We start from the raw sequence: 12069 nt of genomic DNA, 5'->3' as shown, positions 1-12069 counted from the left end.
ATATTCATTTAAAATTTTTACAGTTATGGACAACAAAACATTATCTATTGTTTCTTACATTACCCTTTTAGGATGGTTGATTTCCTTCGTTATCGGGAAAGAAAAATCAAACAGTCTTTTAAAATATCACCTGAAGCAGTCTTTAGGATTGATTATTTTTTCGATTGTGCTCTCTATCATTCTCAACGTTCTGATGCTGGTTACTAAAATCGGAATGCTTGGGATAGTTGGGTTTATTCCTTTGATACTGATGATAATCGGAATCATCAACGCGGCTAATGATGTGGAAAAACCTTTACCAATAATCGGAAAAATGTTTGAAGACAAATTCTCTTTTATCGGATAGTATCTGAAATTTCCGAATATGAATGATTTTAAACATTTAAAAAAAGAAGGTTCAGGATATCAGGTGAAGCAGTATATGGCATTTCAGCATATTATAGTGGTAGCCTGGGTTTGTATTTCTGTATTTCTGATCATCAATACCAGTTATCTGAAAACAGGGATTGTTTTGCTCATCTTTTCATTGTTACTTACCATTGTTTCTTTTATTCCTCCAAAAGTTATAACAATTTTGTAGAATGATTTATTAATAATTAAACTTAAAGCTATGAAAAAAACAATTGGAATTATTTTGATATTGATAGGTTTCTTCCTGGTAGTGATCATTAAAATAGGACCATCCAGAGAAACTTCCTGGTTATTTAAATACGGAGAACTGCCTCCTATACTTCTTGGAGCAGCTGTTTTACTTCCCGGATTGATCTTATATAATAAAAACAGGTAGCCATAATCACGAAATTGAACAGCCTATATAAAAATACAAGGTGCTGATTTGACAGGATAAAGGTATTTTTACCGCCCATTTTAAAAAAGAAAAGAAGTATGGATTTTGAAATTTTGAAACAGCAGATTGAAAACGCTGCTAAGAAAGCTTTTTTAGAAGTGTATGAAAAACATGGAGCAGAAGAGATCTACAGTTTTGCTCTGTACAGTGATGAAGGTGCAATGACGGTATGCCCTGCAGCCAATACCATGAAAGCGATGGAAAATGCAGATGAAGATGACGCTCTTTATTATAAATATGAACCGGCAGAATGGACCTACGAAATGGAAGGCGCCGATGAAGATTTTAATGAAATCTGTGCTCAATTGAGAACAGAACTTTATAAACATGATGACGATGATCAATGGTTTGAAGGTTTTCAGGCAAAGTTGTATTCCACCTGTATTGAAGTTTTGGAGAAACTTAAAAATGAAAACTTTTTTACGAATATCACAGGAAAGGAGATATTCCTGATTTTTACGGTTTCAGATGATGAGTTTGAGAAAAAAGACCTGCAGGATCTTATCATCAGACTTAATGATAATGAATATAAAGGTGAATATCTGGACTGGATGGCTAACTGGGACAATTAAAAGAATGGGGAACTAAAAAAACACTTTAAATATATATATGAAGCCAGATAAAATAATTGTCTCAGAAGCCTCTTATAAAAGTAATGATCCATACGATATTATAAACTCCAATATTTCTGTTGTGAATCTTTTACATGAGGAAGGAATGGAACAGCAAAATATGTTTGAAGATTCAGTCATCAGCTATTACATGGATTACTATGTCAGCCAATATAAAAACGGAAATTTTTCCCAGTTTGTATGGAATTCAGGGTGGTCGGCAGAGTTAAACAGCATTATCATAGAAGGATTAAAAAAAATCAATGCACAGAAACATCTTGAATTGTTTTTAGAGCAGTCTTCAAAAGTGGAAAACCTGAAAGAAGATGAGCTTAAACACTTTTTGGAAAACGAATATTTCGGGCCCAACAATACAAGAGATACTCTGAATAACGACTCATTTTATCTGCTGGAAGAAAATCCGACAGAGCTTCACGCTCAATGGCTTAAGAATCATCCTGACCTTTTGGTTTTGCCAATCGACGAAATGTTTTCAAAACTTGAACAATGGATGGGAAAGAAAATTGAGAGATAAAATGAACCACTAAACAAATCACTTACATTATGAATAACTACCAATTTTACAAACAGGAAGGAAACCAGTACATTTTTAGAAATCAGCCGGTATTTGTAACCGTGCTCTGCATTATTTTTCTGGTCGTTGCAGGACTGCTCTTTAATAGCGTCAGAGCTTTAAGCTATGTCCTTATCGCTGTTGTAGCACTTATTGTTCTCAACTTCTTTAATAAGAAACTGATCATTGATATGGACCGGAAAACGATCACCGGAAAACACTCTGTTTTTGTTCCGGCAAGAACATATCCTCTTGAAAACTTCAGAAATTTCCATGTTTTAGCCACAAAATATCTGGGCTTTATCACGACCAATGTAATGCTGTCTATGTATTTTGAAGTAGATGGAAAGGAAAAGCAGCTGACGGTAGGACAGGCGCTTACCCAAAAAGGAATACAGAAAATGGTCAATGAAACAGAGGATATTATGAACATCAATACTCCCGGAAATGAACATCAGAGACCGCTATAAGTTTGAGGAAAACGGAAGTGAAATAAGCTTTATGCCGAATTACAGTTTCCTGCGGACTTTAGTGTGGTGGCTGGCATTGGGAGTTTTAGCGCTGCCTGCCATCATCTATTATTTCAGAGATAAAATGTCCGGAGACCAGTTTAAAATAGCAATAGGATTGTGGACCGTCTATATGATCTATTTTCTGTTTGATCTGTTTTTCATGATTCCCGTGAAATTTATTTTTGATAAATCCGAGAAGTGCATATACAGAAAGCTTTATTTCTCCAGAAAACTGATGCATTTTGATGAGATGACTTATTTTGTGAATGATGAAAGAGGAGGACATTATTATTCAATCGGGAAAAAGAGAAATCAGTTTGTGAAAAACTACAGGATCAGCAATTATTTTTCAGGCTCAAAAGCTTCTGAAAGAAAAGAAGATGAGTACATTAAAGAAATTTTATGCCCTGTTCTCATTGCTGTAGGAATTCCACTGAAGCAGGACGAAAACTAAGAATAAGAAGGGTAAAAACTAATACCATGATGAACTGAGGTATAACCATTCCCCTCTTTTGGAAGGGGGGCAAAAATCTAAAGAATTTTTAACGGGGTGGTTGATGCATCACAAAAAACAGGTCTTCACAGATCTGTCAAAAAAAACTCGGCGGTTTCGAAGAAACCGCCGAGTTTTATCTGTGTAATAAGCTTATATTAAGCTAAAATTCTCTTTACAGCTTCTTTTACTGCAGCAGAATCAATTTTGTATTTCTTCATAAGTTCGGCAGGCGTTGCAGACTCTCCGAAAGTATCATGCACTGCCACAAACTCCTGTTTTGTAGGCCTTCTTCTTGCAAGCATACCTGCAACAGATTCTCCTAAACCGCCAAGATAGTTGTGCTCTTCAGCCGTTACAATCTTACCCGTTTTTTCAACAGATTTTAAAATGATCTCTTCATCAAGGGGCTTGATCGTGTGAATGTTGATTACCTCACAAGAAATACCTTCTTTCTCAAGTTCATCTGCAGCTACAAGAGACTCCCATACCAGGTGTCCGGTTGCCACAATTGTTACATCAGTACCTTCCTGAAGCATAATTCCTTTTCCGATTTCGAAAGGCATATCTTCCGGAATGAATACAGGTACTACAGGTCTTCCGAATCTTAAATATACAGGGCCTTCGAAATCTGCAATGGCTAATGTAGCAGCTTTTGTCTGGTTGTAGTCACAAGTATTGATCACCGTCATTCCCGGAAGCATTTTCATCATACCGATGTCTTCAAGAACCTGGTGGGTAGCCCCGTCTTCTCCTAAAGTAAGACCTGCGTGAGATGCACAGATTTTTACATTTTTGTTAGAATAAGCGATAGACTGACGAATCTGATCATATACTCTTGAAGTAGAGAAGTTGGCAAAAGTTCCTGTAAAAGGAATTTTTCCTGTAATGCTGAGACCGGCAGCAATTCCCATCATGTTGGCTTCTGCAATACCGATCTGGAAGAATCTTTCAGGAGCTTTCTCAATGAATTTCTCCATTTTCAAAGAACCGATAAGGTCTGCGCAAAGTGCAACAACATTGGGGTTTTTGTCAGCCAGCTCAGCTAATCCTGCTCCGAATCCTGAACGAGTGTCCTTTTTTTCTGTATATGTATATTTCATTTTTATTGTATTAATCGAGATATTAAGATATTAGTAATCAGCTGGAGCTTCCAGGTACAATTGCTTGAATGCTGTGTCTAACTGCTCATCATTAGGAGCTTTACCATGCCAAGCGTGAGATCCCATCATATAATCCACACCATAACCCATTTCTGTATGAAGAAGGATGGCTACAGGTTTTCCTTTTCCGGTTTCTGTTTTTGCTTTCTCAAGAATAGCAATTACAGCTTCAAGATCATTACCGTTCTTTTCTTCCAGAACAATCCACCCGAAAGCTTCTAATTTTGCATGAAGATTTCCTAAGCTTAATACATCATCTGTATCTCCGTCAATCTGACGTCCGTTGTAATCAATAGTAGAAATGATATTATCTACCTTTTTAGCGGAAGCATACATCAATGCCTCCCAGATCTGACCTTCCTGAAGCTCACCATCTCCGTGAAGAGAGTAAACAAGAGACTGATCACCATCTAATTTTTTACCCTGAGCCACTCCAAGCGCTACAGAAAGCCCCTGTCCAAGAGAACCTGAAGCAATTCTGATCCCCGGAAGACCTTCGTGAGTCGTTGGGTGTCCCTGTAATCTTGAATCTAATTTTCTGAAAGTACTCAGCTCTTCTACAGGGAAGAAGCCAAATCTTGCTAAAGTAGAGTAGAATACCGGAGAAATATGTCCGTTTGATAGATAAAAATGATCCTCATTTTTGCCTTCCATGGTGAAAGGAAGTTTATAGTTCATTACCTTTCCGTAAAGGGCTGTGAAGAACTCTGTACAACCTAAGCTGCCACCAGGGTGCCCTGAATTTACAGCGTGAACCATTCTTAAAATGTCTCTTCTGATCTGCGTAGTAAGAGTTTTTAACTCTTCAATACTTTTACTCATTATATCTGATTTATTTGTATGCGAATTTACAATTTTTTACCGGCTTATGGAAATGCTAAAATCCAGATCTCAAAACCCGGATTTGGCTGAATTGAATGTTTTTTCCGCTCTTAACAGCCTTCATTAAGATAAACGGAGATTTCAGTCACAATATTATTAACAAATTTAAAACTTAACAGCGTGCCGGCCTGGCTGTCTTCAAGATTAAAATAACCTGAATCTTTAATGGGTTTGCCATTGGAATCCCAGTCCGGGCGTACACTGAAGTTAGCATAATTCCTGTAAGCATTGATCAGGTCATCTCTTGTACTTCCCACACCAATTCCGCTTTTAGTCTTAAATTTTTTACTTGATGTTGTCATATACGTAATGGAAGGAACACTCGGGTTGGCTTCATTGATATAATTGTCAAAAAGATCTATCTGAATGGTTTCTCCATTGTATTTTATATTATTTTTCTTCTCTCCATTAGCGTTTAGGAGTTTCGTTCCTGCTATTTTTTCTGCTTCAGCCTTCGGCATAAAAACTTTAAAAGGTCCTATTCTTAAAGTTGACACTTCGAAATTTTCCTGAGCGCTGATGCATCCAAAAGTTAATACGAATGCAAGAATTGAGATAAGTTTTTTCATGGTTTTTACAATTTCTGTTAATAATTCTGATGAATTTTTATAGGGAAAAATAAAGTATTCGTACCAAAGATAATTAAAATACAAAAGTCTATAAAACCAGTCATTTAAATAAACAGAAAAAATAAAAAAATTAGGTGTCTGGCAAAAGCTGTGTGGTAGCTTGATTGTTGTATTTTTAGTAAGCAGACATGGATTTTTTAAAATTTCATATATCATAATTGAATTAATTTAACTATTTTTATAATTCTATTGTATTTGAATTATTAATCTTTAACTAATTATTTTTTATTTTTTGGCTATATTAATTAAATTAATAAAAATCACATACCATTATATATGAAAATTAAACAATTATTTTATTTGGGGATATTTGTACTATCCATTTCCTACGGGAAAGCCCAGGACTTTTTTACGGTAATCAGTGAAAGGTCTATCAAAGCAGATCCTAAAAACAGAACCGTACAGCCGGAAAAGTCAATGACCTACACACTGGATGTAGCTGGAATGAAAAGCTATTTTAATTCCGTTCCTGAACTGAAAGACAGTGACCGTAAAGATCACGCTCCGGTTATTGTTCTTCCTATGCCGGACGGTACGAAAGCAAAGTTCAGAATCTGGAAATCCTCCGTGATGGCTCCAGGGCTGGCCAGCCAGTTTCCGCAGATCCTTACTTTTACAGGACAGGGAATTGATGATAAATACGCAACTGTAAAACTTGATTTTACAGAACTGGGCTTTCATGCTCAGATCAAATCTGTAGTGGCTGGTGATACGTATATCGATCCTTATGCAAAACAGGACATCAATAATTATATCATTTACAGGAAAAGTGATTTAATTGATAAAAATCCAAGATCATGCTTAATGAAAGATGAAGATGATACTGTCCTGGGAAAAAAAAACGTTCAGAAAACCACAGCTCCAAGCGTAGGAACTCAAATTAGAGTTTTCAGACTGGCAGTTGCCTGTACAGGAGAATATGCCGTAGCTGCAACAGGTACAGCTACACCTACCGTTGCACAGACCCTTTCAGCCATTGTAACTTCTGTAAACAGAGTAAATGGAGTATATGAACAGGAAGTAGCTTCAAGACTGATATTAGTGGATAACGAAGCCAATGTGGTGTTTACCAATGCGGCTACTGATCCGTTCAACGGAAATAATAATGCCAATACATTAATCAGCGAAAGCCAGACACAGATCGATTTGTTGATTGGAAATGCCAATTATGACATCGGGCATACCTTCAGTACCGGTGGCGGCGGATTAGCCGGATTAGGTGTTATCTGTAACAATAGCAATAAAGGAAGAGGAATTACAGGTTCTCCCAACCCAGTGGGAGATCCTTACGATATTGATTATGTAGCGCATGAAGTAGGGCATCAGTTTGGAGGGCCACATACTTTTAATGCAACCACCGTAAACTGCGGTGGGGGTAACCGCAGTGCTGCCAACGCCGTAGAGCCGGGAAGCGGAATTACCATCATGGCTTACGCTGGAATTTGCGGTACTACCAACAATTTAGCCAATAATAGTATTGCTATTTTCCATACCAAATCGTATCAGTCTATTACAACAAAAGTTCAGTCTACCACATGTCAGGTGACAATTCCTTCTAACAATTTTGCGCCTACTGTAAATGCAGGAGGTGATTATACCATACCCAAGAGTACACCATTCAGATTGGAAGGATCTGCTTCAGATATAGACAATAATCCACTTACATACTGCTGGGAGCAGAATGATGTAGGCCCGGCAGGTGACTGGAATGTACCTACAGGAAATGCTGCTATATTCAGATCATTTATGCCGGTAACAGTTCCTTACAGGTATTTCCCGAAAATTACAGATGTGATCAATAACACCGTATCCAAAGGGGAAATTTTACCATCTTATGCCAGAACAATGGAATTCAGACTGACTGTAAGAGATAATAACGCGGGCTGCGCAGGAGTAGCAAACGATGATGCTATTATTACTGTTGACGGAAATTCAGGTCCGTTTACAGTAACAGCACCTGCTACAGCGGTAAACTGGGCAGGGAATTCTACCCAAACCATTACATGGAATGTTGCCAATACAACAGCATTTCCGGTGAATGCTGCTACGGTTAATATTTACCTTTCAACAGATGGAGGTCTTACATATCCAACGCTGATCCTGGCTTCCACTCCTAATGATGGTTCCGAGACAGTTACGATTCCAAACGTTACTACTACACAGGCCAGAATTATGGTGGCAGCAGAAACGAATGTATTCTATAACATCAACCCAATTAACTTTACCATTACCCAAACTTTGGGCGTGAATGAAGCTTCGGTAAACAAAGATGTATTTGTAGTATATCCTAATCCAAGTAAAGGACTTCTGAATATTAAATTTACCGGCTCAAATGAAGTATACGATATCACAGTGTACGATGTAAGCGGGAAATTAGTATTCACTCAGGCTGGCAATAAACTGAATCATGATAAAACAGGTACTTTTGACCTTTCTCAACTGGTTAAAGGTGATTATCTGATCAAGGTTAAATCTAAAAACTTAGAGAAAACAATTAAGTGGATTAAAGAATAATTTACTTTCGGTCCCAATAAAAAAGGCTGTCTTCAGTAGAGGACAGCCTTTTTTTTATAGTTTGTATTAAGCATTAAACTACTCGTAAATGCTGTTTATTTTTTACCAGCCACAAACCAATGAAGGTAAGCAAGCCGTTCAGGACAATCAGTTCTACACCAATTCTGTAATCTGTATACGTGGTAACAGCCAGATTAATTACATAGGTGAAGACAGGCGCTAAAAGAGTCACCGCAAGAATGGAATACTTTCTTGATATCTGAAACTTAGTGAAAATTCCAAAAGCAAACAGTCCTAATAGCGGTCCATAAGTATATCCTGCAATTTCCATGATCAGATAAACGATAGATTTGTCATTCAGTGCTTTAAAAACCATGATCAGAATGAAGAAAACCACCGTGAAAGTCAAATGTACTTTCATGCGAAGTCTTTTTTTCTCTTTTTCAGTTTTGGATTTATCTTCGTTAAGGTTTAGCAGATCTACGCAATATGAGCTTGTTACAGCCGTTAAGGCACCATCAGCAGATGGAAATAACGCAGAGATCAGTCCGATGATGAAAATTACGGAAATAGCCATCGGGAAATATCCCTGAAGTGATAATGCAGGGAAAAGATCGTCACCCATTACATTTTTTATATTGCCCGCTGCATCTTTGAACCCGAAGATGTTCGTTACCGTTTCAGATTTTAAAGTTCCGTATTCTGCGCCGTGCTGTATTGCGAACAGATATAATAATCCTCCAAGGAATAAAAATGCCAGGTTTACGATAAGAAGTGTTCCCGCAAAAGTCAGCATATTCTTTTTTGAATTCTTAAGGTTATCCACAGAGATGTTTTTCTGCATCATCTCCTGATCCAGTCCCGTCATGGCAATCGTAATAAAAATCCCGCCCAGAATGGTTTTCAGGAAAAAGGTTTTGGAGTTGGGATCAAAATTGATAAAGTGGGTATAATTTTTCTGTTCCAGAATGGTATAGGCTTCCCCGAATGATAAATTCAGGTTAGATAAAATATAAACAATGCAGGCTACAAGACTGATGATCATAAAAGAAGTCTGTAAAGTATCGGTGATCACAATGGTTTTTACACCGCCTTCAAAAGTATACAGAAGTACCATCAGTAAAAGGACTAAAGAGGTTACCCAGAAAGGAACTCCTAGGCCTTCAAGCAAGAATATCTGCAAAACATTAACCACAAGATATAATCTTGCCGTAGCACCAATTGCCCTTGAAATAATAAAAAAGATAGAGCCTATCTTATGTGCTTCTACATTGAATCTTTTTCCCAGATACGTATAAATAGAGGTAAGATTCATTTTGTAGTATAATGGTAATAGTATGGCTGCTACGATGAAATACCCGATGAAGAACCCAATCACCATCATATAATACTCGAAGCCTCCGTATATATATTCAGAGCCGGTCATTTTTCCTACTGTGCCCGGAACGGAAATAAAAGTAACTCCACTTAAGCTGGTACCAATCATCCCGAATGCAACGAGCCACCATTTACTCTTTTTGTTACCGATAAAAAAAGACTGATTATCGGAATTCCGGCTGGTAAAATAAGAAATAACCAAAAGGCCGATAAAATAGACGAAAACAAATAGCAAAAGGATCGTTCCTGGATTCATGCTTGATTTTTAAATTTTAGCAAATATATAAAAAAGATCAGTCGTGAATCATGAATTTAGAATGCTGTTCATTTCAAAACAGAATGTAATTATTAATTTGCTTAAAATCAGGTTTTTATTATAAAAACAAAAACCTTTCGGAGATCACTCTGAAAGGTTTGTATGGTAAGGGGAGATTACAGTGTTTAATTCACTAAAACATCCTGAAGTTCCTCACTTTTCTGGAAACTTGCCTTGGCAAAAGGGCAGAGGGGAATAATCTTCTTGTCATTTTTTCTGGCAAAATCTACTGCAGCCAGAAGCATTTCCTTGCCTACCCCTTTTCCGTTGTAAGCTTCTTCCACCTCCGTGTGGTCTATAATAAATCTTTCTTCTCCGGCCCAGGTATAGGTCATCATTCCTGCGCGTTTTCCCTCTATGAAAGCTTCAAAACTTCCGTGTTTTTCGTCGTTGTTTTGTTTTACTTCGATCATGTTATGAGAATTTAGTTAATATTTCAATGTCGTTGGTTAATATTTTATGAACAGGGCACGCATCTGCAATAGTGTGCAGCCTTTTTAGCTGCTCATCATCCAAAATACCTTCGAAGCTGATGTCTCTTTTGAAAACAGCTCTTTTCGTTAACGGGAAATTTTCAAGTTCCACTTCTACATTGATGTTTTCCACATCCCATTCTTTTCTTTCAATATACATTCTCAAGGTAGCTGCTGTACAGCTTGCCAGTGACGTGGCCAGAATCTCCATGGGATTAAGACCTTTGTTCTGTCCGCCTTTATCAACCGGTTCATCTGTGATGATCTTATTCTCACCGGCAGTTACTTCTGTATAATATTTTGTTTTCCCTAAACTTGCTTTTACGGTTACCGCCATTATTTTGCTGTATTGAATTTATAACTTAATGCACCTGACGGGCATAGGTCAATTTGATTTTTAAGTTCTTCAGGACTTGCATTTTCTGCTTTTATCCAGGGTCTTTCCTTAGGATTATAGACTTGGGGAAGTGTTTTTACACATAGGGCAGAATGAATACATTTCTTAGGCTGCCAGATGACAGTGATGTCTCCGTTAGGATATTCATGTGTTTCCATATCAATTTTCTTTTAATGTTTTTTCGATTCTTCTGTCCGGAATCAGCCATATAAGAGCCACTAGATAATAAAAACCTATGGCAATATAAGGATAAAAAAATGAAGTAGCGATTCCCAGGACATAAAATACAATAGAGATATATTCCTTGTATTTCGAATGGATGGCTTCTTTCAGCTTTGAATCTTCTCCTTCGCACCGGATAATGACATGCTCCAGAATGGTATAAGCGATCGCTGACATAATAAGTCCGATTCCATACACCGCAACAGGATTTTTTGCAAAATTCGTTGTCCCGATCCATTCCGTAGCGACAGGCATCAGGGAAAGCCAGAACAGAAGGTGAAGATTGGCCCAAAGAATGCTTCCGTTCACTTTCTTTACCGTCTGAAACAGATGATGGTGATTGTTCCAGTAGATTCCTACATAAATAAAGCTGAAAATATAAGCCAGGAACTTAGGAAGGAGAGGTTTGAGACTCGTCCAGCTATTTCCCTCCGGTACTTTAAGTTCAAGTACCATAATGGTGATGATAATAGCAAGGACACCATCGCTGAACGCCTCCAGTCTTCCTTTAGTCATTCGTTTTAACCTGATTTTTAAAATTCTGGATCTTACTTTTCAGATCATTCAGCATATCGGGATTGATCACGCCGCTTTCCAAATCAAAATTCTCATAAAACTTTGGAAGCGAAAAAGTTTCTTTGATATCTGCTGCAAACTGAGGAAAAAATGTTTTTGCCGTATTCATCACATTTCCGCCGCCATATCCGCCGGGCGAGGTGCTCATCAGAAACATGGGCTTGTTCTGAAATACTTTTACATTGATCCTTGAAGACCAGTCAAAAACATTTTTAAAAGCTGAACTGTAAGAACGGTTGTGCTCCGCAAGAGAGCAGATGATGACATCACACTCCTCAATCGCTTTTAAAAACTGATGGGCTTCATCCGGAAATCCTTTCTTTTCAAGATCTACAGAAAAAACAGGCATGGTGAAATCGTTGAGGTCAATCAGATTAATTTCATGATCCTGAAAGTCTTTCAGAACAAATTTTACCAGTTCTCTGTTAATGGAAGTGGAAGATGTACTTCCTGCAAATGCTAATATTTTCATGTTACTCTGAG

General features: G+C 37.5%; 17 protein-coding genes. 8 read left to right on the top strand and 9 right to left on the bottom strand.

Features of this window, described 5'->3' with window-relative positions; genetic code table 11:
* Window positions 1-25: 25 nt before the first annotated feature.
* From BLW74_RS17275 to BLW74_RS17250, 7 genes are all read left to right on the top strand, one after another.
* Window positions 26-346, top strand: a complete 321-nt coding sequence (locus tag BLW74_RS17275) for a magnetosome magnetite crystal formation protein family (RefSeq protein ID WP_089694397.1) — start codon at window positions 26-28, stop codon at window positions 344-346.
* A gap of 18 nt (window positions 347-364) precedes the next feature.
* Entirely contained in the window at window positions 365-580 is a 216-nt protein-coding gene (locus tag BLW74_RS17270) for a hypothetical protein (protein ID WP_089694395.1), read from the top strand.
* Between the two features lie 30 nt (window positions 581-610).
* Window positions 611-787, top strand: coding sequence for a hypothetical protein (locus BLW74_RS22520; protein ID WP_167358458.1), 177 nt, complete (start codon window positions 611-613; stop codon window positions 785-787).
* Between the two features lie 98 nt (window positions 788-885).
* A complete protein-coding gene (locus tag BLW74_RS17265; RefSeq protein WP_089694393.1) occupies window positions 886-1419 on the top strand; it encodes a DUF4303 domain-containing protein in 534 nt (177 codons plus the stop codon).
* A gap of 37 nt (window positions 1420-1456) precedes the next feature.
* On the top strand, window positions 1457-1993 hold the full coding sequence (locus tag BLW74_RS17260) for a DMP19 family protein (RefSeq protein WP_089694391.1): 537 nt from the start codon (window positions 1457-1459) through the stop codon (window positions 1991-1993).
* A gap of 29 nt (window positions 1994-2022) precedes the next feature.
* The gene (locus tag BLW74_RS17255; RefSeq protein WP_089694388.1) at window positions 2023-2502 is read left to right on the top strand and encodes a hypothetical protein; all 480 of its coding nucleotides are present in this window, start codon (window positions 2023-2025) and stop codon (window positions 2500-2502) included.
* Window positions 2480-2998: a hypothetical protein gene (locus BLW74_RS17250; protein WP_228424948.1), complete on the top strand. Its 519-nt coding sequence runs from the start codon at window positions 2480-2482 to the stop codon at window positions 2996-2998. The genes BLW74_RS17255 and BLW74_RS17250 overlap by 23 nt, the downstream gene beginning before the upstream one ends.
* A 197-nt stretch (window positions 2999-3195) precedes the next feature.
* On the opposite strand, the gene BLW74_RS17245 is transcribed toward BLW74_RS17250, so the two are convergent.
* The 3 genes from BLW74_RS17245 to BLW74_RS17235 form a co-directional block, all read right to left on the bottom strand.
* The gene (locus BLW74_RS17245) at window positions 3196-4140 is read right to left on the bottom strand and encodes a transketolase family protein (protein WP_089694386.1); all 945 of its coding nucleotides are present in this window, start codon (window positions 4138-4140) and stop codon (window positions 3196-3198) included.
* Window positions 4141-4170: 30 nt separating this feature from the next.
* The gene (locus tag BLW74_RS17240) at window positions 4171-5055 is read right to left on the bottom strand and encodes a transketolase (protein ID WP_227413328.1); all 885 of its coding nucleotides are present in this window, start codon (window positions 5053-5055) and stop codon (window positions 4171-4173) included.
* Window positions 5056-5132: 77 nt separating this feature from the next.
* On the bottom strand, window positions 5133-5651 hold the full coding sequence (locus BLW74_RS17235; RefSeq protein WP_089694730.1) for a hypothetical protein: 519 nt from the start codon (window positions 5649-5651) through the stop codon (window positions 5133-5135).
* 336 nt (window positions 5652-5987) lie between these two features.
* Between BLW74_RS17235 and BLW74_RS17230 the strand changes: the two genes are divergently transcribed.
* A complete protein-coding gene (locus BLW74_RS17230; protein ID WP_089694382.1) occupies window positions 5988-8225 on the top strand; it encodes a reprolysin-like metallopeptidase in 2238 nt (745 codons plus the stop codon).
* A gap of 73 nt (window positions 8226-8298) precedes the next feature.
* Here BLW74_RS17230 and BLW74_RS17225 read toward each other — a convergent pair whose 3' ends face one another.
* From BLW74_RS17225 to BLW74_RS17200, 6 genes are all read right to left on the bottom strand, one after another.
* Window positions 8299-9858, bottom strand: a complete 1560-nt coding sequence (locus BLW74_RS17225) for a sodium:solute symporter (RefSeq protein ID WP_089694380.1) — start codon at window positions 9856-9858, stop codon at window positions 8299-8301.
* A 185-nt stretch (window positions 9859-10043) separates the two neighbouring features.
* On the bottom strand, window positions 10044-10331 hold the full coding sequence (locus BLW74_RS17220; RefSeq protein ID WP_185116369.1) for a GNAT family N-acetyltransferase: 288 nt from the start codon (window positions 10329-10331) through the stop codon (window positions 10044-10046).
* 1 nt (window position 10332) lies between these two features.
* Window positions 10333-10728 (bottom strand): OsmC family protein, encoded by a 396-nt coding sequence (locus BLW74_RS17215; protein ID WP_089694378.1) that lies wholly within the window; start codon window positions 10726-10728, stop codon window positions 10333-10335.
* Window positions 10728-10946, bottom strand: a complete 219-nt coding sequence (locus BLW74_RS17210; protein ID WP_089694376.1) for a (4Fe-4S)-binding protein — start codon at window positions 10944-10946, stop codon at window positions 10728-10730. Before BLW74_RS17210 ends, BLW74_RS17215 begins: the two co-directional genes overlap by 1 nt.
* Before the next feature lies 1 nt (window position 10947).
* The gene (locus tag BLW74_RS17205; RefSeq protein WP_089694374.1) at window positions 10948-11526 is read right to left on the bottom strand and encodes a TMEM175 family protein; all 579 of its coding nucleotides are present in this window, start codon (window positions 11524-11526) and stop codon (window positions 10948-10950) included.
* A complete protein-coding gene (locus tag BLW74_RS17200; protein WP_089694373.1) occupies window positions 11519-12058 on the bottom strand; it encodes an NADPH-dependent FMN reductase in 540 nt (179 codons plus the stop codon). The genes BLW74_RS17205 and BLW74_RS17200 overlap by 8 nt, the downstream gene beginning before the upstream one ends.
* Window positions 12059-12069: the final 11 nt, after the last annotated feature.

This window comes from Chryseobacterium culicis (genome assembly GCF_900108365.1).
Classification (GTDB): domain Bacteria; phylum Bacteroidota; class Bacteroidia; order Flavobacteriales; family Weeksellaceae; genus Chryseobacterium; species Chryseobacterium culicis.
This window is presented reverse-complemented; position numbering and strand designations above follow the sequence as displayed.

Excerpts from the sequence above, each read along its gene's own strand:
- BLW74_RS17275 (WP_089694397.1), top strand. The coding sequence starts at position 26 with ATGGACAACAAAACATTATCTATTGTTTCTTACATTACCCTTTTAGGA.
- BLW74_RS17270 (WP_089694395.1), top strand. The coding sequence starts at position 365 with ATGAATGATTTTAAACATTTAAAAAAAGAAGGTTCAGGATATCAGGTG.
- BLW74_RS22520 (WP_167358458.1), top strand. The coding sequence starts at position 611 with ATGAAAAAAACAATTGGAATTATTTTGATATTGATAGGTTTCTTCCTG.
- BLW74_RS17265 (WP_089694393.1), top strand. The coding sequence starts at position 886 with ATGGATTTTGAAATTTTGAAACAGCAGATTGAAAACGCTGCTAAGAAA.
- BLW74_RS17260 (WP_089694391.1), top strand. The coding sequence starts at position 1,457 with ATGAAGCCAGATAAAATAATTGTCTCAGAAGCCTCTTATAAAAGTAAT.
- BLW74_RS17255 (WP_089694388.1), top strand. The coding sequence starts at position 2,023 with ATGAATAACTACCAATTTTACAAACAGGAAGGAAACCAGTACATTTTT.
- BLW74_RS17250 (WP_228424948.1), top strand. The coding sequence starts at position 2,480 with ATGAACATCAGAGACCGCTATAAGTTTGAGGAAAACGGAAGTGAAATA.
- BLW74_RS17245 (WP_089694386.1), bottom strand. The coding sequence starts at position 4,140 with ATGAAATATACATATACAGAAAAAAAGGACACTCGTTCAGGATTCGGA.
- BLW74_RS17235 (WP_089694730.1), bottom strand. The coding sequence starts at position 5,651 with ATGAAAAAACTTATCTCAATTCTTGCATTCGTATTAACTTTTGGATGC.
- BLW74_RS17230 (WP_089694382.1), top strand. The coding sequence starts at position 5,988 with ATGAAAATTAAACAATTATTTTATTTGGGGATATTTGTACTATCCATT.
- BLW74_RS17225 (WP_089694380.1), bottom strand. The coding sequence starts at position 9,858 with ATGAATCCAGGAACGATCCTTTTGCTATTTGTTTTCGTCTATTTTATC.
- BLW74_RS17220 (WP_185116369.1), bottom strand. The coding sequence starts at position 10,331 with ATGATCGAAGTAAAACAAAACAACGACGAAAAACACGGAAGTTTTGAA.
- BLW74_RS17215 (WP_089694378.1), bottom strand. The coding sequence starts at position 10,728 with ATGGCGGTAACCGTAAAAGCAAGTTTAGGGAAAACAAAATATTATACA.
- BLW74_RS17210 (WP_089694376.1), bottom strand. The coding sequence starts at position 10,946 with ATGGAAACACATGAATATCCTAACGGAGACATCACTGTCATCTGGCAG.
- BLW74_RS17205 (WP_089694374.1), bottom strand. The coding sequence starts at position 11,526 with ATGACTAAAGGAAGACTGGAGGCGTTCAGCGATGGTGTCCTTGCTATT.
- BLW74_RS17200 (WP_089694373.1), bottom strand. The coding sequence starts at position 12,058 with ATGAAAATATTAGCATTTGCAGGAAGTACATCTTCCACTTCCATTAAC.